General features: G+C 58.7%; 19 protein-coding genes. 8 read left to right on the forward strand and 11 right to left on the reverse strand.

Going from position 1 to position 25509, the window contains the following annotated elements; all coding sequences use genetic code 11:
• Positions 1-29 precede the first annotated feature (29 nt).
• From ACM6G4_RS24165 to ACM6G4_RS24210, 10 genes are all read right to left on the reverse strand, one after another.
• On the reverse strand, positions 30-794 hold the full coding sequence (locus tag ACM6G4_RS24165) for an ABC transporter ATP-binding protein (protein WP_056723200.1): 765 nt from the start codon (positions 792-794) through the stop codon (positions 30-32).
• 16 nt (positions 795-810) lie between these two features.
• Positions 811-1521 carry an ABC transporter permease gene (locus ACM6G4_RS24170; protein ID WP_056723198.1) on the reverse strand — a complete coding sequence of 237 codons (711 nt, stop codon included), beginning with the start codon at positions 1519-1521 and terminating at the stop codon, positions 811-813.
• On the reverse strand, positions 1518-2246 hold the full coding sequence (locus tag ACM6G4_RS24175; RefSeq protein ID WP_056723196.1) for an ABC transporter permease: 729 nt from the start codon (positions 2244-2246) through the stop codon (positions 1518-1520). The genes ACM6G4_RS24170 and ACM6G4_RS24175 overlap by 4 nt, the downstream gene beginning before the upstream one ends.
• Positions 2247-2301: 55 nt before the next feature.
• Positions 2302-3084 carry a transporter substrate-binding domain-containing protein gene (locus tag ACM6G4_RS24180; protein ID WP_414914771.1) on the reverse strand — a complete coding sequence of 261 codons (783 nt, stop codon included), beginning with the start codon at positions 3082-3084 and terminating at the stop codon, positions 2302-2304.
• Positions 3085-3606: 522 nt separating this feature from the next.
• Positions 3607-3984, reverse strand: a complete 378-nt coding sequence (locus tag ACM6G4_RS24185; RefSeq protein ID WP_056723191.1) for a hypothetical protein — start codon at positions 3982-3984, stop codon at positions 3607-3609.
• Positions 3985-4048: 64 nt separating this feature from the next.
• On the reverse strand, positions 4049-4843 hold the full coding sequence (locus ACM6G4_RS24190) for an SDR family NAD(P)-dependent oxidoreductase (protein ID WP_056723190.1): 795 nt from the start codon (positions 4841-4843) through the stop codon (positions 4049-4051).
• Positions 4844-4899: 56 nt separating this feature from the next.
• Positions 4900-6138 (reverse strand): thiolase family protein, encoded by a 1239-nt coding sequence (locus tag ACM6G4_RS24195; RefSeq protein WP_056723188.1) that lies wholly within the window; start codon positions 6136-6138, stop codon positions 4900-4902.
• A gap of 209 nt (positions 6139-6347) precedes the next feature.
• Complete coding sequence (locus ACM6G4_RS24200; protein WP_414914772.1) at positions 6348-7904, reverse strand: AMP-binding protein; 1557 nt, start codon at positions 7902-7904, stop codon at positions 6348-6350.
• Positions 7905-7925: 21 nt separating this feature from the next.
• Positions 7926-9056: a saccharopine dehydrogenase family protein gene (locus ACM6G4_RS24205; RefSeq protein WP_056723185.1), complete on the reverse strand. Its 1131-nt coding sequence runs from the start codon at positions 9054-9056 to the stop codon at positions 7926-7928.
• Positions 9057-9099: 43 nt separating this feature from the next.
• Positions 9100-10383: an acyl-CoA dehydrogenase family protein gene (locus ACM6G4_RS24210; RefSeq protein ID WP_414914773.1), complete on the reverse strand. Its 1284-nt coding sequence runs from the start codon at positions 10381-10383 to the stop codon at positions 9100-9102.
• Positions 10384-10448: 65 nt separating this feature from the next.
• Here ACM6G4_RS24210 and ACM6G4_RS24215 point away from each other — a divergent pair, with 65 nt between their 5' ends.
• From ACM6G4_RS24215 to ACM6G4_RS24250, 8 genes are all read left to right on the forward strand, one after another.
• A complete protein-coding gene (locus ACM6G4_RS24215; protein ID WP_414914774.1) occupies positions 10449-11384 on the forward strand; it encodes a helix-turn-helix domain-containing protein in 936 nt (311 codons plus the stop codon).
• A 183-nt stretch (positions 11385-11567) separates the two neighbouring features.
• Positions 11568-14234: a LuxR C-terminal-related transcriptional regulator gene (locus ACM6G4_RS24220; protein WP_223541028.1), complete on the forward strand. Its 2667-nt coding sequence runs from the start codon at positions 11568-11570 to the stop codon at positions 14232-14234.
• A 162-nt stretch (positions 14235-14396) separates the two neighbouring features.
• Positions 14397-15560, forward strand: coding sequence for a thiolase C-terminal domain-containing protein (locus ACM6G4_RS24225; protein WP_056723178.1), 1164 nt, complete (start codon positions 14397-14399; stop codon positions 15558-15560).
• A gap of 68 nt (positions 15561-15628) precedes the next feature.
• Positions 15629-17458, forward strand: coding sequence for a DUF1302 domain-containing protein (locus ACM6G4_RS24230; RefSeq protein ID WP_223541029.1), 1830 nt, complete (start codon positions 15629-15631; stop codon positions 17456-17458).
• 33 nt (positions 17459-17491) lie between these two features.
• Positions 17492-18853 carry a DUF1329 domain-containing protein gene (locus tag ACM6G4_RS24235; RefSeq protein WP_056723175.1) on the forward strand — a complete coding sequence of 454 codons (1362 nt, stop codon included), beginning with the start codon at positions 17492-17494 and terminating at the stop codon, positions 18851-18853.
• 76 nt (positions 18854-18929) lie between these two features.
• Positions 18930-19994 carry a WD40/YVTN/BNR-like repeat-containing protein gene (locus tag ACM6G4_RS24240; protein WP_056723173.1) on the forward strand — a complete coding sequence of 355 codons (1065 nt, stop codon included), beginning with the start codon at positions 18930-18932 and terminating at the stop codon, positions 19992-19994.
• 38 nt (positions 19995-20032) lie between these two features.
• Positions 20033-22468: an efflux RND transporter permease subunit gene (locus ACM6G4_RS24245; protein ID WP_056723171.1), complete on the forward strand. Its 2436-nt coding sequence runs from the start codon at positions 20033-20035 to the stop codon at positions 22466-22468.
• Positions 22469-22564: 96 nt separating this feature from the next.
• Positions 22565-24199, forward strand: coding sequence for a 3-(methylthio)propionyl-CoA ligase (locus ACM6G4_RS24250; protein WP_414914775.1), 1635 nt, complete (start codon positions 22565-22567; stop codon positions 24197-24199).
• Between the two features lie 4 nt (positions 24200-24203).
• On the opposite strand, the gene ACM6G4_RS24255 is transcribed toward ACM6G4_RS24250, so the two are convergent.
• Entirely contained in the window at positions 24204-25472 is a 1269-nt protein-coding gene (locus ACM6G4_RS24255) for an anaerobic sulfatase maturase (protein ID WP_056723167.1), read from the reverse strand.
• Between the last annotated feature and the right edge of the window lie 37 nt (positions 25473-25509).

The following is a 25509-nucleotide window of genomic DNA, read 5'->3' on the forward strand; positions in this document are numbered from 1 at the left end:
GACCCTGCGGTTGCTCGAAGGCGCTCTGGTCACTTCAGGTTGCCGCTGAGGAACTGCCGCAGACGCTCACTCTTGGGGTTACCCAATACGTCCTCGGGCGCACCCTGTTCTTCGACCTGCCCCTGATGCAGGAACAGCACCTGATTCGACACTTTGCGCGCAAAGCTCATTTCGTGAGTCACCATGATCATGGTGCGGCCTTCTTCGGCCAGCCCCTGGATCACTTTGAGTACTTCTCCCACCAGTTCAGGGTCCAGGGCTGAAGTCGGCTCGTCGAACAGCATGATCTCCGGTTCCATGCTCAGGGCACGGGCAATGGCGACGCGTTGCTGCTGACCACCCGAGAGAAACGCCGGGTATTGATCGGCCACCCGTGCCGGTAAACCGACCTTGTCCAGGTAGCGCCGGGCGCGATCCTCTGCGTCCTTCTTGCTGACGCCCAGCACCCGGCGTGGGGCCATGGTGATGTTCTCAAGCACGGTCATGTGGCTCCACAGGTTGAAGTGCTGGAACACCATCGCCAGGCGAGTGCGGATGCGTTGCAGTTCATTGGCGTCGGCCACGCGCATGCCGTGGCGGTCATGGACCATTTGAATCGGCTGGTTGTCCAGGCTCATGGCGCCGTCGTTGGGCGTTTCCAGGAAGTTGATGCAACGCAGAAAGGTGCTCTTGCCCGAACCACTGGCGCCAATCAGGCTGATCACATCGCCGGTCCTGGCGTTTAGCGAAACGCCCTTGAGGACTTCATGGTTGCCATAACTTTTGTGCAGGTTTTCAACGGTCAGTTTGTACATGAACAAGCATCCTGAATTAGTGAGCCGGGCCGAGGAAAGACAACCAACGGCGTTCAGCCAGGCGGAACAGGCCGACCAGCGCAAAAGTGACTGCCAGGTAGATCAACGCGGCGATGCCGAACGACTGGAAGGTCAGGAAGGTCGCCGAGTTGGCGTCTCGCGCGACTTTCAGAATGTCCGGAATGGTCGCGGTGAAGGCCACGGTGGTCGAGTGCAGCATCAGAATCACTTCGTTGCTGTAGTAAGGCAGCGAACGACGCAGGGCGGATGGCATGATCACGTAGGTGTAAAGCTTCCAGCCGGTCAGGCCGTAGGCTTTGGCCGCTTCGACTTCGCCGTGGTTCATGCTGCGAATGGCCCCGGCGAAGATCTCCGTGGTGTAGGCGCAGGTGTTCAGGGCGAAGGCCAGGATGGTGCAGTTCATCGCATCGCGAAAGAACGCATCCAGCACGGGCTGAGCACGCACCGCGGCCAGGCTGTAAATGCCGGTGTAACAGATCAGCAGCTGAATATAGAGTGGAGTACCCCGAAACAGATAAGTGTAGAACTGCACCGGCCAGCGCACCCAGACATTGTCCGAGACCCGGGCAATCGACAGCGGGATCGACATCACGAAGCCGAAGAAGATCGAGGCGCTCAGCAGCCAGAGGGTCATGGCCAGCCCGGTGATGTGATTGCCGTCCTGGAACAGGAAAGGTTTCCAGTACTCCTGTAGAAGTTCGATCATCGCACGGCCTCCCGGGTACCTGCGGCGTAGAAGATTTCCATCCGGCGCAAGACGTAGTTCGAAACGGTGGTTATCACCAGATAGATCAAGGCGGCCAGAATCAGGAAGAAGAACAGCTGATAGGAGCTCTTGCCCGCATCCTGGGCCACCTTGACCAGGTCGGCCAGGCCAATGATTGACACCAGCGCCGTGGCCTTGAGGATCACCATCCAGTTGTTACTGATCCCCGGCAGGGCAAAACGCATCATTTGCGGGAACACCACCAGGCGAAAGCGCTGAGCGCGGGTCAGGCCGTAGGCGGTAGCCGCTTCCATCTGCCCTCGCGGTACGGCAAGGATGGCGCCACGGAAGGTTTCGGTGAAATAAGCCCCGTAGATGAATCCCAGGGTAATGACCCCGGCGCTAAAGGGATTGATTTCGATGTATTCCCATTCCATGAAATCGGTAAACGAGGTCAGCCAGGTTTGCAGGCTATAGAAGATCAGCAGCATCAGCACCAGGTCCGGCACCCCGCGGATCAGCGTGGTGTAGGCCTGCGCAGGGACGCGCAGCAGCGCTGATTTCGAAAGCTTGGCGCTGGCGCCGATCAGGCCCAGGCCAACGCTTACCAACAAGCACAGAAAGGATAATTTGACAGTCATCCAGGAGCCTTGTAGCAACAGCGGGCCGAAGCCCTTGAGGCTGAAGCCTGACAGCCCAAGAATCTGCAATAGGTTTTCTAGCATTGAGCAGCCCTACGTCAATCAGAAAAGTGCCCATCCGAGAATGGGCGCAGGGTCATTATTTGCCGCTGTAGAGATTCAGATCGCCAAAGTGCTTCTGCTGGACGGCCGCATAGGTGCCATTGTCGTGCAGTGCCTGGATACCTTTGTTCAGCAATGCCTGGAGTTCGGCGTTGCCTTTGCTGAGACCCACGGCGGTTTTGGCTGGCAGCAGGGGGCTTTCGATCGGCGCGCTGACTTGGAAGTCGGCGCCTGGCGGCGACTTCAGGAAGCCCAGTTCGGCTTGCAGCATGTCCTGGATTGAGGCATCGAGGCGTCCGGAGATCAGGTCAGCGTACACCTGGTCCTGGTTGGCGTAGGCTTGGGTCTCTACCCCGGCCTTGTCCAGCACGGCCTTGGCGTAGGCTTCCTGGATGGTGCCTTGCTCGTAGCCGACTTTCTTGCCCTTGAGGGAGGCCTGATCGGTGCCGATGGCCACGCCTTTCTTGAATACCAGCGCGGTCGGGCCAGAGAACAACTCGTTTGAGAAATCGATAACTTTCTCGCGCGCTGGCGTGGCGGTCATGGAAGAGATCACGCCGTCGAACTTGTTGGCCTTGAGGCCGGGAATCATGCCGTCGAAGTCGCTTTCGACCCACTTGCACTTGACCTTCAGCTCTGCGCAGATCGCGTTACCCAGGTCGATATCGAAGCCCACCAGGCTGCCATCGGCGGCCTTGGATTCGAATGGCGCATAAGAGGGGTCGACGCCAAAGCGCAACTCTTTGTACTCCTTGGCCAGCGCAGAACCGGCAGCCACACACAAAGCTAATGCAGAAAGGGTGAGAAATGCTTTTTTCATTATTTTATTCCCAGGGACCATCGGAAGCGCTTGTGACGCAAAAGCATATTGACTGTTTGGCAAGATGTCTTATGCACACGCAGATACTTGTACAGACAAGCATATGCAATCACCCGGCCAATTCGCGCAGTGGGCGTTTGAGAAAGCGCGTACAGCGCTCTGGGATGGGCTTTTCAGGCAAGTGAGTGCAGGGCGGGAGGCCGCCTGCGAGGCTGTTACCAAAGCAGTTTTTTACACCCGGCTGGGGTATGGGGTAACAAAGTGTGAGATCAAGGACGTCGATTTTCAGGCGGTGTGGATTTTTGAAGGTGTACATATCCGTTGCTGCGGTAACCGCCGCTCAGGGTTGCGCCCTTACGGCGGGTCACTTGTAAAAACGGAACGCCGCCCGGCCTCACGAGGGGCGTGTCCCGCAACAGCAACCGAGGCGGCCTACCGGCCGGCCTGGTTGCTGGGTGCGTTCGAATTTTCCTGGCTCAATCCTTGATGCTCCAGCAGCACCGACGGTCAGCACGACGTAGTTCAACGCGCAGCGCGCTGGAAATAACGCCAGAACAGTAATGCATAGACGATGTCACCCGATGCCGCTACTGGCAATGGCCAGGGGATGCTGCCCGCCAGCCAGTGACCATAGACCACCACAACAAACAGTACTTTCAGGATAATCCCGAGCAGGATATAGGGACGATACTGCAGCGGATCGCGAGCGATCATCCAATAGGCCCAGCCGAATATGATAACCAGGCACGTGGTGAGTTGAATGAAGAGGGTTGAGGTGGGGGTAATTTGCAGCCCCAACAGTGCAGCTACGGGTCGCAGGGCCACAAGTAATGGAAGACCCGCGAGTACGTTGAAACAAGCGGCAGAAATAAACAGCTTGCGGGTATAACTGTCGGTCATGGAATTGTTCCTGAGAGGTGGTGACGCGTCTCGTCGCGCTGAGACATCTTGTAACTTCCGGGCCTCAGCCAAGCAGCTTGAGTAATGCCGGATAGCTATTGGGGAACAGCCTGCTTATCCAGAACAAGGTGCTCGACTTGTTCCCTGTGATAATGCGCTTGGTTCCTTTGCGCAGCCCCTTGATGATGTCGCTGGCACAATCCGCCGCTGGCGTCAGCAGCATCTTGTCTGCCAGTGCCGTGAACCTTTCTTCTGTTTTGCCGGCGGCCTTACAACGTCGTCCGGACTTCTCGATATTGGTTCGAATTCCTCCGGGGTGCACACACACGGCGCGCACGCCGCTGTCCTCAAGTTCCGACCAAAGCGCTTCGGTGAGACCCCGTACGGCGAACTTCGACATGTTGTAAGCGCTTTGCATCGGGAAACCCACCAGGCCAAATACGCTGGAAATGTTGACGATGCAGCCTTCTCGCTGGGCCTGCATCATCGGCAGGAACGCTTTGGTACCGTACAGCACGCCCCACAGGTTGATACCGAGTTGCCACTCGTACTCATCGATGGAGGTGTTGGCAACTGTCCCGATGACTGCGGCACCTGCGTTATTGATGACGAAGTGCGCCGTGCCAAAATCTCGCTTTACCTCGTCGGCGTGGGCCTGGAAGGCGTCCCAGGACGATACGTCCAGGAGGTAACCTTTCGCTTTGCTGGCGTCAGGCAATAGCTTCATGGTTTTGTCGAGACCCACCTGGTTGATGTCCGACAGGGCGACATGCGCGCCAGCTTCCACCATCTGGATAGCCAACTCCCGACCAATGCCTGATCCTGCGCCGGTGATGACGACTACTTTGTTTTGGAACATGTTTTTATCCTTCTTGTTTTGATTGGTTTGGCCACTACAAATTTTTCTGACAAGAACTATTTGCTGAGAATGTGGATCGCGACGGCTGCCTCCTCGATACCCTGCAAACCGCCACCGTTCTCCTGGATTGCATGGCGTGCGCCATATACCTGGCGTGCACCAGCCTCTCCGCGCAGTTGCGTCACAAGTTCGTAGAGTTGTCCGATCCCGGTAGCGCCGAGTGGATGGCCTTTCGATTCCAGGCCACCTGAGGTATTGACCGGGATGCGCCCGCCCAGCGTGAATTCGCCACGTTCAGCCGCAGGTCCGCCCTGACCGAACGGGACCAGGCCCAGGTTTTCGACCTGAATGATTTCGCCCATCGCCGAGGCGTCATGGACTTCGGCGACATGCATGTCTTGCGGCCCCAGGCCCGCCTGTTCATAGGCCTGGTTAGCTGCCAGGTGACCGACGTTCAGTTCCGGCTGATCGAGCCGGCGATGGCTGAAGCTACGGATGACGCTGGCCGCTATCTTGATGCAGCGGCTTCTGTCGGCACCGATGCGTGCGAGTCCTTCCTCGGTGCACAGGATGGCTGCTGCTGCACCGTCCGACAGCGGCGCGCACATTGGCAGGGTGAGCGGGTAGGTGATCGGAGGGGCGGCAAGGATTTCGTCGATACCGAAGGCTTTGCGAAATTGCGAGTAGGGGTTATGGACCGAGTGAGTGTGGTTTTTTGCCGACACCGCTGCGATCTGTCGCTGCGTGGTGCCGTAGGTTTTCATATGCTGGCGGCACAATGCGGCATAGATGGCCATGAACTTACTGTAAGGCTTGTCCGATTCCGAGCCGGCGGGCGGCACTACACCTTCGCCCATTTTTACCAGCGTCTGATAATTCTCTTCGGCGCGAGATACGTCCCAACCAGCCTCGAACAGCGAGAGGGCCTTCAGTTTATCCGGGATGTTCATCTTTTCCGCACCCAACGCCAGCGCGATACTGGCCGTACCGGCCTTGAGACTTTGCACGGCCAAATTGAAGGCTGAGCTACCCGAAGCGCAGGCATTCTCGATGTTATAGATAGGAATGCCTTCAATACCGATCTTGCTGAACACGACCTGACCCGGGATCGAGAGCTGGCCTTGCAATGGGCCATTGGTCATGCCGGCATAAAACGCGATATCGAGATCGGCGGCAGTGCAGTGGGCGTCCTTCAATGCGCCCTGGAAAGCCTCGCGTGCCAAGTCGTCGAGGCTGCGTTCGATGTGGCGACCGAAGACGGTCATGGCGATGCCGGCGATATAGATATTGCTCATGGAAAATTCCTTATATTCAGTGGGTCAGTGTCCAGTTCGCACCCCACGGCGTGGTTGACGTTGGGTGCGCCTGGGCATCGGATTACTGAAGTTGCTGGTCGTTACCAGGTTCAGGCAGGCGTATCTCGGCCACGTGCACGCCGAGGTTGAAATCGACTCGATTTTTTTCCCGATCGGGTCGTTCGACGGGCCTGAGATCCGCGGTTGTGTCAGATCTTGCGGGCCGAGTTTTTCCAATACGGCTGACGCAGTTCTTTTTTCAGCACCTTGCCCACCGGACTACGTGGCAGGCTGGTCGTGAAGTCGACCGACTTCGGTGCCATCACGCTGCCCAGCCTGGCTTTGCACAGCTCGATAAGCTCCTGCTCGGTGGTTTCCTGGCCTGGGTTGAGCTCGACCACGGCCTTGACGGCCTCGCCCCATTTTTCATCGGGCACGCCAATCACGGCACAGTCCTGAACCGCCGGATGTCCCCACAGCACTTGCTCGACCTGGCTGGGATAGACGTTGAAACCGCCGGAAATGATCATGTCCTTTTTGCGATCGGTGAGGTGCAGATAGCCTTCGGCATCGATATGGCCGATGTCGCCGGTATGCAGCCAACCGTCGACGATGGTCTCGGCGGTCTTCTCCGGCTGCTTGTAGTAACCCTTCATGATCAGGTCGCCGCGCACGCATATTTCACCGGTTTCACCGCGCGGCAGGATCTGGTGGGTGTCGCTCATCACTTCGACGCGGACCAGCGGGTTAGGGCGGCCGACCGAGGACAGGCGTTCGTCGTCGGCGAATTGGCCGTCCACCAGATGCTCGTCAGGACGAAAGTTGGCGATGCTGGCCGGTGCTTCGGTCTGACCATAGCCGCCGGTCATGACCGGGCCGAAAATCTCGATAGCTTTCTTCAGCTTGTCTACCGACATAGGAGCCGCGCCGTACATCAGGTACTTCACCGAGGAGAAGTCCAGCTTCTCGATGCCGGGAATTTCCAACAGCCTGTAGATCACCGTTGGCGGCAGAAAGAGCTCGCTGACCCTGTGCTGCGCAATGGCGTTCAACATCAATGCCGGATCGGGTTTGGTAATGACCACTACAGTGCCACCTTGCGCCGTGCAGGGTACGGACAACAGGCCGGCAGTGTGGGTCATCGGTGCGGCGGCCATATTCACCGGCTTTTCACCATCGCGATAAGCACAGGTCAGCATGAAGTGGGCGATGAACGTCTGCACGCTGCGGTGGGTGTTCATCACGCCCTTTGGCGTGCCCGTAGTGCCACCAGTGGGTGAGACCGCCACCACGTCGTCCATGTCATAAGCGACTTCGGGACGGTTCGCCGGCTGGCCGGCACTCCATAGCTCCAACGAAGGTGCATCGACAGCGTCGGCATCGATACAGATCCAGTGTTTGATCTTAGGCAGCCTGGACCGTAGCTCGGCGATGATTTGCGCGAAATCGTTCTGGTAGAACATCACCTCGCAGTCGAATGCGTCGAGGAGGTAGTGATTCTCTTCGCTGGAATTGCGCGCATTGACTGGAATCCAGGTCATGTTGGCGCGCCATAGACCCAGTGTGCAGGCCCAGGCGGTGACGTCGTTACCTGACCAGACGGCACCCTTGGTTTCCTTCGGCAAGCCCAGTGCGAGCAACTTGTTGGCGATGCGACACGAGAGCTCGCCGATTTCGTTGAAGGTGTAGGAGCGCTCGCCCTGGATGTAGGCGACCCCGGCAGGGTTGATGCCCCAGCCGCGATCGTAAAAATCGATGATGGCCATAAATGGTTCCTGTGCCGGTAATCAGAGTTTGGTAACGGTGGCACGGGCCAGGCCGCGCTCTTCCAGGAAACCGAGCAGATAGCGGTGTCCAAAAGCCTTGGAACCGGAAGCGAAGCCGACCTTGTTGGTGTCGTCGTCGAGCAGCCTGATCGCCGCCGCGGCCTGTAGGGCACCGGTGGAAATATAGGGTGTGACGCCATGCACGGTAGCGCGCACGGCGGACAGGTGACCGCGGCCGATAGCGATGTCGACGCTGCGTTGCAAGGTGGTGCGTTCGCGGGGCGGCATGCTCGGCGTGGTGGCCTCTACCAGGCTCTTCACCACCGCGTCCTGCTGCTCCTTGGACAAGTGCTTGTATTCCGCTTCCCACTTCTGGCTCAGGCCATGCACCATTGGCATCACATTGTTGTCGTAGAAACCGACCGCGGAGGTGCAGGCGCGCACGCGCGGATCATGCTCGAAGTAAATTGGCAGCGAGGTTCCCCCCCAAGGCAGGCAGAAAACCGGCTGCATGAAGTTGGGGTCGACAATGTTGAACGAAGCGGTGGCGGGGTGCTGCACCAGCTTGTTTTCCCACAGGTAGAACTGCTCCCGGTGGAATAATTCGAAAATCGAGGCCGCCGAGCCCAGGCTGACCCCGGCGACATCACGCGGGCCGCGGCACAGGGCGGCGGTTTCCAGCACGTCGATGCCGGGGGTTTCCAGCGCCAGTTCGGCGGCGATCTCGGAGAAGCTGAACATGTAGGACAGCGATGGCGAAACCAGCAGGCCAGCCTGACGATAGAGCTCGCCAAATTGCTCGCGAACCTGACGGACGTAGCTTTGCTCGCCGGTGGTATCTATGTGGTGGCAGCCGGCCTTGAGCGCGGCCTCGACGGTGGTCAGACCGAAGTTGACGAAGGGGCCAACGGTGTTGCAGACCACTTTGGCCCCCTTGAAGGCGGCGCTCAGCGACTCGACGTTGTGCTCGGCCTCGATGATTTCATAGGTCGCGGACTCCAGGCGTACCACACGTTGCGCCATCATTTCCTGCGCGCGCTTGGCATCGCGCGCCACAGCGGTGAAGGGGATGTTCTGGTCGATCAGCCAGTCCATGGTCAGCATGCCGGTGTAACCACTGGCGCCATAGACAACTACGGGGAATTTAGCCATTTTTTGCGTCTCTTGTTTTTCGGGTTTTGGGTAGCTGCAAGCATCAATTCTGTGACCAGCCTTCGGCATAGAGCTGTTGGCACAGGAGGCCAACACGCATCGTGATGATGGTGTTCTCACCATCCTCGATCAGTGCAGAGCGGGCATCGCGGAAGATTTTTTCGATCGGGTATTCGCGTGAGGTGCCCGCGCCACCGAATAGCTGCAGTGCCTCGCTGGCAACCTTCATGCACTCTTGGGTGACCGTTACCTTTGCTGAAGCTGTCGCGTAGGGGTGAGCGCACGGTGACAAACGCGCATAGGCCAGTGACCGCCGAGCGACGCCGCGCGCCAGTTCAACGCGGCGCATCATGTCGCCCAGGCGGTAGCGTGTGAGCTGATGGTCGATCAGCAATTGGCCGCCCTGTTTGCGTTCATGGCAATACTGCAAAGCCATTTCGAAGGCCGAGCGGGCGACGCCGGTGAACACCTGCGACATGTGCGTACCGGCGTAGGACCAGGCCGAGGATTGGTTGCCGTAATATTGATCTTTCAGGGCGACGGCAAAGCGGCGTGGTATTTTCACGTTGCTGAAATAGATTTCGCCCTGTGGCAGGGCGCGCTGACCGATTTTGTCCAGCGGCTTGCCGCGTGAAATACCGGGCAGGTCGAGCGGGATGATCACAGCTACGCCGTGGGGTCTGCCATCGGCATCGAAGTAGCCGTCACCATAGTCAGCGGTCATGTGAGCCAGCGCGACTTGCGCCACGGCACCGTTTGAAACCCAGGCCGAACATTGGCCATTGATAACGATCTCGTCCTTGCCGACTTTGGCGCAGAGGCTGCCCTTATTGCCTTCCTGCCCGGGCGGCCATTCGCGCTTCATGTCGTAGATCATGAGATCGCTGCCTTTGTCCGGGTGAGTCACCATCCAGCAGCCGATCTTGCCCGTGCAGAGCTCTACGAGCTCTTGATTGCCGGCGGCCATGGCCATTTGCAAGGGAGCACCGCAGACAACCAGGGAAATCCCCAGGCCGGCATCGCCCCACCCCATTTCCTCGCCGATCAGTGACTCAAGACGAACGGCGGTCTGGGGTTCGAACTGAGAGAAGAAAGCTGGCTCGATACCGAGCTTGGCCGCCTCTTGAAACACCGACCAGAATGGCGAGTCTGGTGCGCACACGTCGGCGGCACTCATTTTGTCGAGCTCCCGGCCGATGGGGCGTAGTACGTGTTTGGCAAACTGATGCACCGTCTGCTGTATGGCGCGCTCTTCTTCGGTCAGCGGCGTTTCAAAGCCAGTCAGACCGACGGCAGGCAATCGCAGGGTTTCGTGCAATGTGATCATTGTGAAGGCCTCGCCTGGAGTTGTGATCGATCTGCCCCGCACTTATGCGAACGGCGGAAATTCGGGTGATTATTGTTCTTCCCGACATCGACAACTCACCTGAAAAGCGGTCATATTTGTCAAAATATGCTCATCCCGAGATGCCCATGAATCCGCAGCAACAGGTCCATGAAACACTGGGATTGCCCTTGCTGGGCGGCCTGGTGTGCAGTGAAATCCCCTTGTATGCGGAGCGCTATTTCTTGCATACGACTGATTTATCCGTCCCGCCCGTTGACTTCATGGCCCTGCTGACCCAGTTCGGTGGCTCGCGGGCGGATGAGGGGGCAGGGGGCGAGTTGCGCTCAACATCGATGCCCCGCTTGTCAATGCTGCTGCCTGCAGGTTGTGCCACTCAATGGCACTATTCCGGCAGCATTGATTTCGCGGTTTTTTATCTGCCCGAGCGCACTGATGGCGTGTTTCGACAATTGCGTGAGCTATGCGCTGGCGCGCAGGCGCCATTGCCCGTCAGTGATGGTTTGGTGAGCGCGGCGGCCCGGCAATTGATGGATGAGCTAAGTCTTGGGAAAGGGGCTGATCAGGGGTTCATGGCAAGATTGGCCATGGTCATGCTTGAGCAGGTGTATCGTGCGCTACGAGTTGACGCGAGCAGAGGTATTTATCCGCCGCATATTCATCTGGCGCGCCTGCATACGGTACTGGTCTTCATTCGCGAGCATCTGGGGCAGGAACTGTCGATCAGCACGCTGGCTGGCCAGGCGGGTGTCAGCCCGGCTCATTTCCGACGGCTGTTTCAGCGCGCCATGGGTATGCCGCCCCATCGCTATGTGATGAATGTACGACTGGAACATGCACGTGATTTGCTCATGCAGACCGATCTACCTATTTTGCATGTGGCACTGGAGTGTGGTTTCAGTTCTCAGAGCCACCTGACGGCAGCGTTCAAGGTTGCGCACGCCAGTACACCGGCCGAATACAGAGCCCTGGCTGGAAGGTAGCGGATTCTTTTGCGTGGCGAGCAGGTCACGGCACCGAAAGTACGCAAGCGGCTTGCGTTGGATTGCACCGGGGTTCAAACCCCCGGACCATTCCATGGTAGTGTTCGACCGTTTGGAACTGTATCCAGCGACCTTCAGACGCTCCTTGGGTAGGCGTCTATCAACCACCAGGGTCTGAAAGAAATGGATTGCATAGAACCCCAACTGATCCTCAAAACCACACCGCCGCGTAGTCAGAAATCAGCACGGATGCGAAACCGCCTGGGTATCCAGACCCAGGAACTGACAGACAAAGTGGTGATCGCCGTTCAAGCGCCGGCAGGCTTCGGCAAAACCTTTCTGCTGACCCAATGGCGTCGTGAATGTTTGTCTCACGGCGCCGTGGTGGCCTGGATGACGCTGGATGCACAGGATGATGGTGCGCGTTTTGTCCAGGGGCTGGGAGTTGCCATGGCAATTGGCAGCGGTCGGCCATCGTTTGCCCGCGCATTCGAACCTATTGCGGGACTGGGGCGTGACGAACAGGAAGGGCTGACGCAGTGGTTGGCGGAAGTGGCCGATCTGGGTAGCGAAACCGTATTGATTCTGGATGAAGTGGATACCCTGCCCGAGCTGACGATCCGTTACTCCCTGACGTACCTGCTGCACAACGCGCCGGCCAATTTGCGCATCATCATGGCCTCTCGCACACGGTTGAATCTGCAGGTGGCGGACCTCGCGGCAAGAGGGCTTTTCACGACGATCATGACTGCGGCTTTACGACTGAATGTGGAAGAGGCGATCGCCATCCTCAATGACCGTTTCGGCACAAGGGTTGATGCCGACCTCTGCGTGCGACTGCACGAGATAACCGAAGGCTGGCCGCTTGGTCTGCAATTAGCGATTTCGGCGTTGGAGAAGAGCCCGAATCGGAGTGCGGCAGTCGAAGAGTTGTCGACTTGCCTGGGTGATATCCAGCGTTATTTCGTCGACAGTTTACTCGCACATCTTCGGGAGGAGCAGGTTCGCTTTCTGACCGGCATTGCAGTGTTGGAAATGGTCCAGCCCTTGTTATGCGAGGCGCTGACGGGCAACGCTTGCTCGGGTGAGTTGCTGAAGGAGTTATGTGCCTCGACACCGATTTTTGTTGAAAGCATCGACAGTGACTGGGTGCGCATCCATCCATTGGCGCGGGAATTTCTGCTCGGTCGTTTTGCCGACTTGCCGTTGGAGGAACGTCAGGGTTATCACCGGCGCGGTGCTGTGTGGCTGGAGCACCACGGTTTCCTGGAGCAGGCCGCCCGGCAATATCTGTTGGCCGGCATGCCCCAACCGGCCTATACGTTGATCGGCAATTGCCTGTACGAAGTCATGTTGCAAGGGCAGTTCAGTCGGGTGCTGGAGTGGGTCGAGGAGCTTGGTCCCGCTGACGTGTTGTCGCATCCGCGCATCTGCCTGGCGGCGGCCTGGACTTTAGCCATGGGAGAGCGTCAGGCAGAAGCCGCGCAATTGATTGCTGCCATTAAACAGCATCCGTCCGCCGACGAGGCGACACGTTGTGAAGCGGCCGCCATCGCCGCCGCCGCCGCCTACTTTGCGGACCATCCGGATCAATCGCATGAACTCATCATGCCTTGGGTCGATCGATTGCCTTCATTCTCGATCAAGGTGCAAGCGATTGTCGCGAGCCAGATCGCCCGGCTGACGCTGTTGCAGGGACAACCGGAGAAAGCCCGACGAATCCTTCAGCGAGCACCGCGTTACGCGGCTAGTACTGGCCTTGATGCCATACGCGGGTATGGCGAGTGGGTGGTCGGTCTTGCCTATTTATACGAGGGTCGAATGGTGTCGGCGCGTACTGCGTTGCACGACAGCCTGTTGCATGCCGAACGGGACATCGGTCGGCGCAGTCCGGTGGCGGTCATGTTAGCGAGCGCTCTGGCGACGGTGTTGCTGGAACAGGGGGAAGTCCAGGAGACCGCTACGGTGCTGGCGAACAGGCTGGATATCGTTGAGCGATTGGCCTCTCCCGATGCGATTGTGCAGGGTTTCCTCGCCGCCTCTCGACTGGCCTCACTTCAGGGGCAGGGGCATCGCGGGCAGGATCTGCTCGAGGCGTTATTCGCCCTTGGAGAAGAGCGAAATATTCCACGATTCTGCATTGCCTCCCTGGGAGAGCAAATACGCCTGCATGCCTTGCAGGGACGCAGCGATACCTGTCAGGCATTATGGCGCCGGCTGGACAGTTTCACGCCGGTTATTGCCCGTGAGCGAGCAGGGTTGCTGGGTCCGGAGCTGGACTTGCTGGCCGGGGTAGCCAACGCTTATGCCTTACTGGCCCAACGTGACTGGGAGGCGATGCTGGCGGTGCTGGACAGGGTTGGCGAAACAGCCGAATACCTGCGTCGTGGGCGAGACATCGTGCAGATCAAGCTGCTCAGGGCGCTGGCACTTCGGGCGACCGGACAGGGCGGCACCGACTATTTGCTGGAGGCTGTCAGCCTCGCGCAAGAAAACGGTATGTTACGCGTGGTGCAGGACACCCATCCGGACCTGATCAAATGGAAGCAGACGCTCCAGCGTGATACCGTCAATTTGCTTGCGGCGACCTCTACGCCCGCACCTGTTCCGCGACCGGAATCCACCCCCTTGAGCGTGTCCCCGAGTCGTCTCTTGACGCCCAAGGAGCGCGAGGTGTTGCAGCTATTGGCTCGCAACCTGTCCAACAAGCAAATCGCCCTGGCGCTGAATGTCGGCGAGGAAACCGTGAAGTGGCACCTGAAAAACCTGTTTGGAAAATTCCAGGCCGGCACAAGACAGCATGTAGTCGCGCGCGCATACATGCTGGGAATTCTCGAGACAGCGAGCTGATGCGAACTCACCACCCGAGGTGATCCGTTCGGATCATCCTTTAACTCCCCCCCTAATCCGATTTCCAGCCACCCCCCCAGTCAATGGGGGGGTACGCTTTTCGACTTCGCAATAGTCTGAATCCACAAAAGCACCAACGTATCGGTGAGTGGGAGCAGGTTTATGTCTGTAAAAGTGCTGATCGCCGGTGCAGCAATGGTGCCGTTTCTACCGCTGGGTGGCTCTGACAGTCATGCGGCATTGGCGGGGCAAGCTATTCGTGCAGCGCTGGCCGATGCGCGGATCGACTATGACCTGGTCGACCAGGTGTTTACTTCCTGCGTACACGCAGAAGCCGGTATCGCCGAGCAAATGTTGTCGCAGATTGGCTACTCGGGGGTGCCGACTTTCAGCCTCGGCGATGGCTGTGCGTCGGCCAGTAGTGCTTTCCATCTGGCCCGCAATAGCCTGCTGTGCGGCCAGGCTGAATGTGTCCTGTTGGTGGGTGTCGAGTGCATGCCGGCACACATCTCCAATCGTGAGTTTTTCGGTTTGAAAGATCTCGCTCGCGATGAGTCGGCAACGCTCAGGCAGGATGAGAACCCCATCGGCTTTATCGAGCGTCGACAACAACCGGCGCTGCTGTTCGCGGCCCAAACCAGTTGGTTATTGACACGCATGGGCATTGCTCAAAGCAGCTTCGATCAAGTGCTTGAGCGGGCACGGGCCCAGGCCGGGCGCAATCCCTACGCCGTGTTGAACCGAGTGCCGGATCGCGACGGCTGGCTCCCGCCTTATCTGTGCCCGCCCGCCTGCGGTGCGGCGGCCATCCTGCTCTGTACCCCGGCCTTCGCCCTGCGTTTCGGCGCTCGGGCGGACGTCACCGTGTTGGCCAGTGTCAGGGGCAGTGACAGCGCTTCAGAGCAGGAAACGGGTTGCGTGCTGGATGTGCTCGGACAGGCGACCACCCGGCGAGTCGCGCAGTTGGCCTATCAGCAGGCGGGCCTCGGTGCGGAAGACATCGACGTGGTTGAACTGCACGACCAAAGCGTCGGCGACTTCATGGTCAATAGCGCCGCGCTGGGCTTTTGCCGGGAGGACGAGATCGATCGATTCGTGCAGCAAGGACACCGCCTGAAAGGACAGATGAATGCGGTGTGCCCATCGGGTGGCTTGCTGGGACGTGGTCACGCCCCGGGTGCCACCGGGTTGGCGCAACTGGTCGAGTTGGTCTGGCAACTGCGCGGCGTGGCCGACGGCAGGCAAATTGCTGGTGCCCGCACGGCTTTACAACATAGCACCGCCCTGGGCCGGGCGGTGTCGGTCACCCTTTTGCAGCGCACCTGAGAGGAGGCTCACTACGCCGTGATTCAACCCATGACTTTTCGTAAACCATAGAGCAGGTGGCAAGCTAGATGAACAAAAATAATAAGATCTGCCATGCAAACCTTCGCAAAGGGTTGTTGGCCTCCGCCATTCTCACCGGCCTGGGCATCGCGCCCGTAGGGGCTGTGGAGATCAACACGGGGAATGAAGACTTTGCGGTTCGCTTCGACAACACGCTGAAGTTCAACTACGCCCAGCGCGTGGAAGCCCCCAACAGCAAGTTGGCCAATTCGTGGAACAACAATGACGGGGATCGCAACTTCTCCTCCGGCAGTCCCGTTTCTCAACGACTGGATGTGCTGACCGAACTGGACGTGGTTTACAAAGAAAAAGTCGGTTTCCGTGTCAGCGCCAACACCTGGTACGACCACGCCTACGACGATATTGGCAGCGATAACGCCTCGACCAATCAGCTCAACAACGGTAAGCCGGACTCTCGTCATCAAAGCGGTTACGCCGATCGGTATTACAACGGTCCTTCTTCGGAAATCCTTGATGCCTTCGTGTTTGGCAGCACGGAAGTCGGCGATGAGTCACTGCTCAGCGGCAAGCTCGGCAAGCACACCGTTTACTGGGGTGAAAGCATCCTCGCCTTTGCCCATAGCAATAGTTATGGCCAGTCCGGTCTGGATATTTCCAAGTCGCTGGCGGTCCCGGGAACAGAAGCCAAAGAACTGTTCATTCCGCGTAATCAGTTGTCCACCAGCCTCACGGTCAACCCGGAACTGACCCTCGCCGCGCAGTACTTCCTGGACTGGGACGCCGCGCGGTTGCCGGAGTCGGGCACTTATCTGGGGTTCAACGACGGCATTCAAAATGGCGGGCACAACCTGTCGTTGATCGGCGGCCGAAACCCGCTGTTCGGCACACCTGGCCCACTGGGTGCCAACCAGTTTTTACGGCTGTCCAACGGGCATACGTTTACCCCGGACAACCAGGGTGACTTTGGCCTGATGGCCAAGTGGAGCCCGGAATGGCTGCAGGGTACGCTGGGTTTCTACTACCGCAAAACCTCCGACATTCTGCCCAACCTGGTGTTGCAGCCAACGGCGGTCGGCCCTGCGCAACTGATCTCCGGCAATGCCGGCAGCTACAACCAGTTCTATGTCGACGACATCGATATCTACGGCATCAGCCTGTCGAAAAGCATCGAAGGTGTCAGCGTCGGTTTCGACCTGAACTATCGCCACAACATGCCGCTGGCCAGCGTGCCGGCAACGGTCAATCCGGTAGCCGGTGCTGCCGGTTTGCCTGGCTTCATCAGCAGCTTTGATGGTGATAACGGCGTGGCCCGGGGCAACACCGTGCACGCGGTGCTCAACGGCTTGACCACTTTCGGTGCGACACCGGTCTGGGACAGTTCGACCTTGCTGGTTGAAGTCGCCTACAGCCGCTGGCTGGACGTCACCGAGAACAAGCAGCTGTTCAAAGGCGAAGACTGGTATCGCGGTGTCGACAAGGTCACCAAGGACAACTACGTCCTGGGCGTCAACTTCAACCCGACCTGGTATCAGGTGTTCCCCGGCATCGATATGTACCTGCCGGCCAACTACAGCGTCGGCCTTGCGGGCAACTCGTCGGTTCAGCTCGGGGGTAACAAGGACTCCGGCAGTTACTCGGTGGGCGTTGGCATGGACGTGCACAACCAGTACCGGTTTGACCTGAAGTACGTGGACAACTTTGGTCCGTTCGACACCTGCGGCTCAGCCGGTGGTGCAGGTGTACAGGGCGAGGGTGCCGCACCTGGGGCCAACGGCCAATACAACTGCGTACCGGGGCAGACCACTGCTTTTGGCGGTACTCAGCCTCAGCTCAAGGATCGGGGCATGGTCACTTTGACCTTCAAAACGACCATTTGATCGAAGTCTTTGCTTGATAGCAGGAGTCACTCCATGAAGTTCGTCAATACGCTTTTGTTCACTGCCTTGACCGTTGCCATCGCGGGTGCGGCACACGCAGCCGTGTCCCCCGATGAAGCAGCCAGACTCGGCAACAGCCTGACAGGCGTCGGCGCTGAAAAGACCGGCAATGCCGACAACACCATTCCGCCCTACACCGGCGGTCTCACTACGGCGCCGGCCAGTTTTCAACCGGGTAGTTCGTTCCGTCCGGACCCTTATGAGGCAGACAAGCCACGCGTTGTCGTCGATGGCAAAAACGTCAGTCAATACACCGACAAACTGACCGCAACCACGCAAGAACTGCTCAAGCGTTACCCGACGTTCCGGGTCGATGTGTTTCCGACTCATCGCAGCGTTGCGCTGCCTCAACGGTTGCTGGATAACACCGCAAAAAACGCCGTCGGCACTAAAACACTCGAAGGCGGGGTAGCACTGGAGAACGCGTTGCCGGGCGTTCCGTTCCCGATCCCGAAAGATGGCTATGAGGCCATGTGGAACCACTTGCTGCGGTATCAGGGGTATGCCACCAATTTGAAATATGACTCCTGGAACGTCGACAGTTCCGGGAGGGCAATTCTGGCCACGTCCGGCAATGCCTATCTGGAATACCCGCTGTACGATCCCAAGCGTATGGACCCGGCGAAAGAAACGGATCTGTTCTTCAAGACCAAACTCTACTACCAGGCCCCGGCCCGTCGCGCAGGCGAAGCCATCCTGGTGCAGGATGCCGTCAACCCTCTGAAAATGGAGCGTCGTGGCTGGCAATACCTGCCAGGTCAGCGCCGCGTGAAACTCGCACCGGATATCGCCTACGACACGCCAAACCCTGGCTCGGCCGGCGCTTCGACCTATGACGATGCCTGGGTATTCAACGGCGCAATGGACCGTTACGACTTCAAACTCGTCGGCAAGAAGGAAATGATCATTCCTTACAACACGTACAAGTTGAACTATCACAAGGTTGCTGCGGATATCACCACGCCGCATCACGTCAATCCGGACCTGATGCGCTGGGAGTTGCACCGCGTGTGGGTGGTCGAAGCCACGCTGAAACCGGGCAAACGCCACATCTACAGCAAGCGCACCTTCTACCTCGACGAAGACAGCTGGATCGCCCTGGCTTCGGATGAATATGACGCCAGCGGCAAGCTGTACCGCGGGTCCTTTGCACACATGGCATACAGCTATGACGTGCAGGCGCCGAACTCCGATAACCACATGATTTATGACCTGGTCTCTGGCAGCTACAACATCACCGGCATCTACGGGCCGTACGGCGGCGTCAAGTACATCGACCCGCTTTCGAAAGCGCAATGGGCACCTGAGTCATTGGCCGGCACGGGTATTCGCTGAGCCATAACGCAGGTGTTTTCTTGTCGCCGACAGTGTGTATCGCACTGTTCGGCGGCTTTTTTGCCGAGTAGACCTCATGAATACATTTAGATGGATTGCGCTCACTGCGCTAATTTTGGCGTTGGCTGCCCCATTCACCAGATCCGTCGTCGCCGCTGACTTTGTCGACGTGCTGTCGAGCCCCGCGATTCAGAGTGACAAGGCGATTGGCGGGGTGTTCACCGGGTTGACCCGTGCAGGTCAGCGCCTGGTCGCCGTGGGCCAACGCGGCCATATTTTTTATTCCGATGACAACGGCGTCCGCTGGCACCAGGCAGAAGTGCCGGTGAGTTCCGATCTGGTGGCCGTGCATTTTCCGAGCCCGACGCAGGGGTGGGCGGTCGGGCACGATGGCATTGTGTTGCACAGCGACAACAGGGGTGAAACCTGGAAGCGTCAGCTCGATGGCCGTCAGGTGGGGCAGATCATGCTCGAACATTTTCAGAAGCAAGAAGGGCAACAGCCCAATGATGCGTTATTGGCCGAGGCTCAACGAATGGTCGATGAAGGGGCTGACAAACCTTTTCTGGACGTTTGGTTCGCCAATGATAAAACCGGATATATCGTCGGCGCGTTCAATCTGATTTTCCGCACTGAAGACGGCGGCCGAAACTGGGTTCCGTTGATGGATCGCACCGACAATCCGGGAGCACTGAATTTCTACGGGATACGAGCAATCGGCGATGACCTGTTCATTGTCGGCGAACAAGGCCTGGTATTGAAACTGGACCCGGCAACGCAACGCTTCATCAACCTCCCGACGCCCTACGGCGGCAGCTATTTCGGCATCACCGGCAAGCCGGGCTCGGTGCTCGTTTATGGCCTGCGGGGCAATGTTTATCGCAGCGTCGATCACGGCGTGAACTGGGACAAGGTTGAAGTGGGGCTGTCCTCAAGCATCACCGCGAGCACGATCACCGCCGACGGCCGAATCATCCTGGTCAGCCAGGCCGGGCATGTGCTTGTCAGCACCGACGACGGCGCCAGTTTCACGCTAAAGCCACAAGACCGCCTGGGGCCCGCCGCTGCGGCGCAGGCCATCGCATCAGACGTCGTGGTGGTCGCGGGCGCACGGGGCTTGCGCCAGTTGCCCTTCGAATGAGCCCACATCCCACATAATAAAAAGAGACGAGCCACTTCATGGGTAACTACAACCTCGATACGATGCCGGTGATCCGAGAGCTGAAGGGCTTCGATGCACGCTCCGGCAATGTCCTTGAACGCCTGATTTTCAACAACCGCCTGCTGGTGGTGCTGACCTGCCTGATCGTGACGGTATTGCTGAGCTATTTCGCGGCCACTGGGCTGACGCTCAATGCCAGCTTCGAAAAGATGATTCCGCAGAGTCAGCCGTACATCAAAAACTACCTTGAGAATCGTCAGGCGTTACGCGGGCTGGGCAATACGGTTCGGGTGGTGGTGGAAAACACCGACGGCGACATCTACGACCCGAAATACCTGGAGGTACTCAAGCAGGTTAATGACACCTTGTTCCTGACCCCGGGCGTGGACCGGGCCTGGATAAAGTCATTGTGGACGCCTGCCGTGCGCTGGACCGAGGTCACGGAGGAGGGCTTCCGTGGTGGCCCGGTCATGCCGGACTCCTACGACGGCTCGGCCAGTGGGGTCGAGCAACTGCGCTTGAACATCGCCCGTTCCGGCATCATCGGCAGTCTTGTCGGCAATAATTTCAAATCGAGCATGATTGTGGTGCCGCTGCTGGAGAAGGATCCGGTCACGGGCGCCGCAATCGACTATCACCATTTTTCGCGGATGCTTGAAGAGCAGCTACGCAACAAGTTTGAGTTTGCCGGCAGTAGCGCGGTACACCTCGCCGGTGAAGAGGGCAAAGGCCCGATCAAGATCCGCGTGATCGGTTTCGCCAAACTGGTGGGCGATCTGATCGATGGCCTGATGCTGATCATGATGTACTTCGGCGCCGCAGCGCTGATCGCTACTGCCATCATCTTTGGCTTTACCCGTTGCGTGCGCAGCACCGCGCTGGTGATTCTGTGCTCGGTGGTTGCGGTGGTCTGGCAACTGGGCCTGATCACCTTGTTCGGTTATGCACTCGACCCGTTTTCGATTCTGGTGCCGTTTCTGGTATTCGCCATCGGGGTATCCCACGGTGCGCAGAAAATGAACGGGATCATGCAGGACGTCGGACGCGGTACCCATCAGTTGGTCGCCGCGCGTTACACCTTCCGCCGTCTGTTCCTGGCCGGACTGACCGCATTGCTGGCCGATGCCGTGGGTTTTGCGGTACTGATGCTGATCGACATTCCGGTGATCCAGGACCTGGCCGTCACCGCCAGCATTGGCGTGGCGGTGCTGATCTTCACCAACCTGGTGCTGCTGCCAGTGCTGCTGTCTTATTGGGGTGTCAGTCCCAAGGCGGCTGCGCGCAGCCTGCGTCAGGAACGGCAGGAGGTGAATGGAAAAGGGCTGGGCAATGTGTGGAGCCTGCTTGACCGCTTTACCGAGCGTCGCTGGGCGACGGTGGCGGTGGTGGTGGCCGGGTTGCTGGCGGCAGGTGGCTTCATGGTCAGCACGCAGTTGAAGATTGGTGATCTCGATCCGGGCGCACCCGAACTGCGCGCCGACTCACGTTACAACCGCGACAACGCCTACATCACTGCCAACTATTCGCTGTCCAGCGACCAGTTTGCGGTCATGGTCAAAACAGCCAGCGAAGGTTGCCTGAAGTACGAAACCCTGGTGGAAGCCGATCGTCTCGGCTGGCTGCTGCAACAGCAACCGGGCGTGCAGACTACCGTGTCGCTGGTCAACGCTGTGCGCCAGATCACGGCGGGTTCCTATGAAGGCAACCCGAAAATGCTGACCGTAGCGCGCAACCAGAACGTGCTCAACTACGGCGCGCAGCAGGCCTCGGTGAACAACCCGGAACTGTTCGACAGTGACTGTTCGATGATGCCGGTGATCGCTTATCTCTCCGACCACAAGGCCGAAACCCTCGATCACGTGGTCAAAGTGGCCGATCAGTTCGCCCGTGAACACAGCAACGACGATCGGCAGTTCATGCTCGCCGCCGGTAGCGCCGGGATCGAAGCGGCGACCAATATCGTCGTGCGCGACGCCAATCGCACCATGTTGTTCTACGTGTATGGCGCGGTGATCGTGCTGTGCTTCATCACCTTCCGCAGCTGGCGAGCGGTGGTGGTGGCGGTCGTGCCGTTGATGCTGACGTCGATTCTCTGCGAGGCGTTGATGGTCTGGCTGGGCATGGGCGTGAAGGTCGCGACCTTGCCGGTGATTGCCTTGGGTGTCGGCATCGGTGTCGATTACGCGCTGTACCTGCTCAGTGTTCAGTTGGCTCAGCAGCGTGCCGGTCTGTCGTTGACCGAAGCCTACAAAAATTCCGTTGCGTTCACCGGCAAAGTGGTGGCGCTGGTCGGCATCACCCTGGCGGCGGGCGTGATCACCTGGGCCTGGTCGCCGATCAAGTTCCAGGCCGACATGGGCATCCTGCTGACCTTCATGTTCATCTGGAACATGGTCGGCGCCTTGGTGCTGATCCCGGCGCTGTCGTATTTCCTGCTCCGTCGTGCTCCTTGAAGCGGCTGCTTGCATGCTTTATCCGCTCGGCTACCTGCGAGTCTCTGCCGCTTCTGAAACATCGACATCAAACAAGAATAAAAGGAACACAAAACCATGCTGGGCTTGATGCAAGATCAACCGCTGTTGATTTCTTCCGTTCTGGAACATGCGCTGAAGGCGCATCCGCACACCGAAATTGCCTCGCGCATGGCAGATGGAGCGGTGCATCACTGCACTTACGCCGACATCGGCGAACGCGCTAAACAAGTGGCCAATGCGCTGGTTGCGTTGGGTGTACAACCTGGCGACAGAATCGGCACCTTGGCCTGGAACGGTTACCGGCATATGGAATTGTATTTCGGTGTGTCGGGCATGGGCGCGGTACTGCATACGATCAACCCGCGGCTGTTCGCCGAGCAGATCGAATTCATCGCCAACCACGCCGAGGATCAGTACCTGCTTTTCGACCTGTCGTTCGCTGAGTTGGTCGAGCAGATCGCGCCGCGCCTGAAGACAGTCAAAGCGTTCATCGCTCTGTGTGAGCGGGAGCAAATGCCGGCAATCGATGTGCCTGGCTTGATGTGCTACGAAGACCTGATCGCCGGGCACAGCAATGACTTCATCTGGCCTGAGTTCGATGAGCGCACGGCGTCGTCCATGTGCTACACCTCGGGCACCACTGGCAATCCCAAGGGTGTGCTGTATTCGCACCGTTCTTCGATCCTGCATTCGCTGGCGCTGTGTACCTCGGATGGTTTCGGTCTATCGGCGGCGGATTCAGCGTTGTTGGTCGTGCCGATGTTCCACGTCAATGCCTGGGGTATGCCGTATGCCGCCGCAATGTGTGGCGCAAAATTGGTGTTACCGGGCGCCGCACTTGACGGCGAGAGCCTCTACACGCTGATGCGGGATGAACAGGTGACCCTGGCGCTGGGTGTGCCGACGGTGTGGATGATGTTGCAACAGCATGTCGAGACGAAGGCTTTGCAACCGGCGACAGAGCTGTGCCTGAACCGGGTGGTGATCGGCGGAGCCGCCGCGCCGCGCAGCCAGGTCGATACGTTTGAAACCCGTTTCAATGCGCGTGTTTTGCATGCCTGGGGGATGACCGAGATGTCCCCGCTGGGCACCATCTGCAATCCGCTGCCCAAACACCGTGATGCTCCGCTGGAAGCAGTGCTCGACCTGCAGGCCAAACAAGGGCGGGCGTTGTTTGGGGTGTCGATGAAGATTGTCGACGAGCAAGGCGCTGAACTTCCGCGAGACGGCAAGGCAAGCGGTCTTCTACTGGTCAAGGGACCATGGATCGCCAGCCAGTATTACGGCGGCGAGGGAGGGCAGATTCTTGATGGCGAGGGCTGGCTCGATACCGGTGACATCGCAACGATCGACACTGACGGCTACATGCAGATCACCGACCGCGCCAAGGACGTTATCAAGTCGGGTGGCGAGTGGATATCCTCGATTGATCTGGAAAATGCCGCTGTCAGTCATCCGGCCGTCGCCGAAGCGGCGGTGATTGGCATCCCTCATCCCAAATGGCAGGAGCGGCCGTTGTTGGTGGTGGTGCTCAAACCTGGTAGAACCGCGAGCAAAGACGATCTGCTGACGGTGTTGCAAAGCCGCGTGGCGAAATGGTGGCTGCCGGACGATGTGGCCTTCGTCGAAGCGCTGCCGCATACCGCCACCGGCAAATTGCAAAAAATGAAGCTTCGCGAACAGTTTCGCGACTTCAGATTTCAGAGCTGAAAGGCTATTTATCCAGGGGCACGATCAGCGGGCCGGCGAAGGCCTGCATGATCAACGCCACGGGTTGGTTGTGGCTGACCAGTTGGGCCATGGCGTTCATGTAGGGCGTCAGGTGACGAAAGTATTTCTTGTAGCTCGGACACAGGTAGTTCAGACCCGGCTCGCCATTGGGCGCATTCATGAAGCGGTTTTTCGGGCATTCGCCATGGCAGGCGAAGCGGTAATCGCACTGCTGGCAATACGTCGGCAGTGTCTCTTCCTTGGCGGCGCCAAAGGCTTGTTGCGCAGCAGAGGCGAGTAGCACGGCAGGATCATCGGTCTTCAGGTTGCCCAGCAGATACTCGGGATACATGTAGTGATCGCAGGAGTAGACATTGCCATCGTGTTCCACGATCGCCGCTTTGCCGCAGCGCGGGCTGAACAGGCACACCGAGGCCGGCAGCTGGCACCATGAGGCCAGTGCCCATTCGAAGTTCATGACATGAACCTCCCCGACATCCTGGCGCACCCACTCGTCAAAAATCGTGATGAGAAAATCGCCATAGGCCTCGGGGGCGACCGTTTGCTCCGTCACCATCGCGGGCTCCGGCACCACGTGCAAGCGCAATTCCGGCGGGATAGCGAAATGCAGACCCAGACTGACCTGTGAGGCGCTGGGCTTGCGTTCCACCACGGGGTTGAACTGAATATGACGAACGCCCTCAGACTTGAGGAATCGATAGATTTCCAAGGGAAATCTGGCGACATCGCGCGCCACGGTAACCAACACATTGAAGTCGATGTCATGCTGCTTGAGCAGTTCGAGACCGTGCATCACGTCATCGAAACTGGAGCGTCCGCGCTTGTCGGGGCGATAGAGGTCGTGAACGAATCGCGGGCCATCGAGGCTGATCCCCACCATGAAGCGTTCACGGGCGAGGAACGCGCACCAGTCGTCATTGAGTAACGTGCCATTGGTCTGCAGCGTGTTGCGAATGACTTTGTTCCCTGCGAACTGGCGTTGATACAGGACCGCTCGTTGAAAAAAATCCAACCCCAGTAACGTCGGTTCGCCGCCTTGCCAGGTAAATTCGACCTCAGGCGTGGGCTGGGCCTCGATGTAGCGCTGCACATACAGACGCAGTACCTCGTCGGTCATGCTGAAGCGTTCCCGAGGGGGGTAAAGCTGTTCTTTTTCGAGGTAGAAACAGTAGCTGCAATCGAGGTTGCAGATCGGCCCGACGGGTTTGGCCATGAGATGCAAGCCCTGGGGCGGGGATTCGTGGGTAGGCATGGGGGCAGGATCCGGGAGTCATCAGTCTGCCGCCCGG

The sequence above is a fragment of the Pseudomonas sp. IT-P258 genome, assembly GCF_949767825.1.
Lineage (GTDB): Bacteria > Pseudomonadota > Gammaproteobacteria > Pseudomonadales > Pseudomonadaceae > Aquipseudomonas > Aquipseudomonas monachiensis.

What these genes read in the sequence shown, in the direction of transcription:
- ACM6G4_RS24165 (WP_056723200.1), bottom strand. Translation starts at nt 794, where the DNA reads ATGTACAAACTGACCGTTGAAAACCTGCACAAAAGTTATGGCAACCAT.
- ACM6G4_RS24170 (WP_056723198.1), bottom strand. Translation starts at nt 1,521, where the DNA reads ATGATCGAACTTCTACAGGAGTACTGGAAACCTTTCCTGTTCCAGGAC.
- ACM6G4_RS24175 (WP_056723196.1), bottom strand. Translation starts at nt 2,246, where the DNA reads ATGCTAGAAAACCTATTGCAGATTCTTGGGCTGTCAGGCTTCAGCCTC.
- ACM6G4_RS24180 (WP_414914771.1), bottom strand. Translation starts at nt 3,084, where the DNA reads ATGAAAAAAGCATTTCTCACCCTTTCTGCATTAGCTTTGTGTGTGGCT.
- ACM6G4_RS24185 (WP_056723191.1), bottom strand. Translation starts at nt 3,984, where the DNA reads ATGACCGACAGTTATACCCGCAAGCTGTTTATTTCTGCCGCTTGTTTC.
- ACM6G4_RS24190 (WP_056723190.1), bottom strand. Translation starts at nt 4,843, where the DNA reads ATGTTCCAAAACAAAGTAGTCGTCATCACCGGCGCAGGATCAGGCATT.
- ACM6G4_RS24195 (WP_056723188.1), bottom strand. Translation starts at nt 6,138, where the DNA reads ATGAGCAATATCTATATCGCCGGCATCGCCATGACCGTCTTCGGTCGC.
- ACM6G4_RS24200 (WP_414914772.1), bottom strand. Translation starts at nt 7,904, where the DNA reads ATGGCCATCATCGATTTTTACGATCGCGGCTGGGGCATCAACCCTGCC.
- ACM6G4_RS24205 (WP_056723185.1), bottom strand. Translation starts at nt 9,056, where the DNA reads ATGGCTAAATTCCCCGTAGTTGTCTATGGCGCCAGTGGTTACACCGGC.
- ACM6G4_RS24210 (WP_414914773.1), bottom strand. Translation starts at nt 10,383, where the DNA reads ATGATCACATTGCACGAAACCCTGCGATTGCCTGCCGTCGGTCTGACT.
- ACM6G4_RS24220 (WP_223541028.1), top strand. Translation starts at nt 11,568, where the DNA reads ATGGATTGCATAGAACCCCAACTGATCCTCAAAACCACACCGCCGCGT.
- ACM6G4_RS24225 (WP_056723178.1), top strand. Translation starts at nt 14,397, where the DNA reads ATGTCTGTAAAAGTGCTGATCGCCGGTGCAGCAATGGTGCCGTTTCTA.
- ACM6G4_RS24230 (WP_223541029.1), top strand. Translation starts at nt 15,629, where the DNA reads ATGAACAAAAATAATAAGATCTGCCATGCAAACCTTCGCAAAGGGTTG.
- ACM6G4_RS24235 (WP_056723175.1), top strand. Translation starts at nt 17,492, where the DNA reads ATGAAGTTCGTCAATACGCTTTTGTTCACTGCCTTGACCGTTGCCATC.
- ACM6G4_RS24240 (WP_056723173.1), top strand. Translation starts at nt 18,930, where the DNA reads ATGAATACATTTAGATGGATTGCGCTCACTGCGCTAATTTTGGCGTTG.
- ACM6G4_RS24245 (WP_056723171.1), top strand. Translation starts at nt 20,033, where the DNA reads ATGGGTAACTACAACCTCGATACGATGCCGGTGATCCGAGAGCTGAAG.
- ACM6G4_RS24250 (WP_414914775.1), top strand. Translation starts at nt 22,565, where the DNA reads ATGCTGGGCTTGATGCAAGATCAACCGCTGTTGATTTCTTCCGTTCTG.
- ACM6G4_RS24255 (WP_056723167.1), bottom strand. Translation starts at nt 25,472, where the DNA reads ATGCCTACCCACGAATCCCCGCCCCAGGGCTTGCATCTCATGGCCAAA.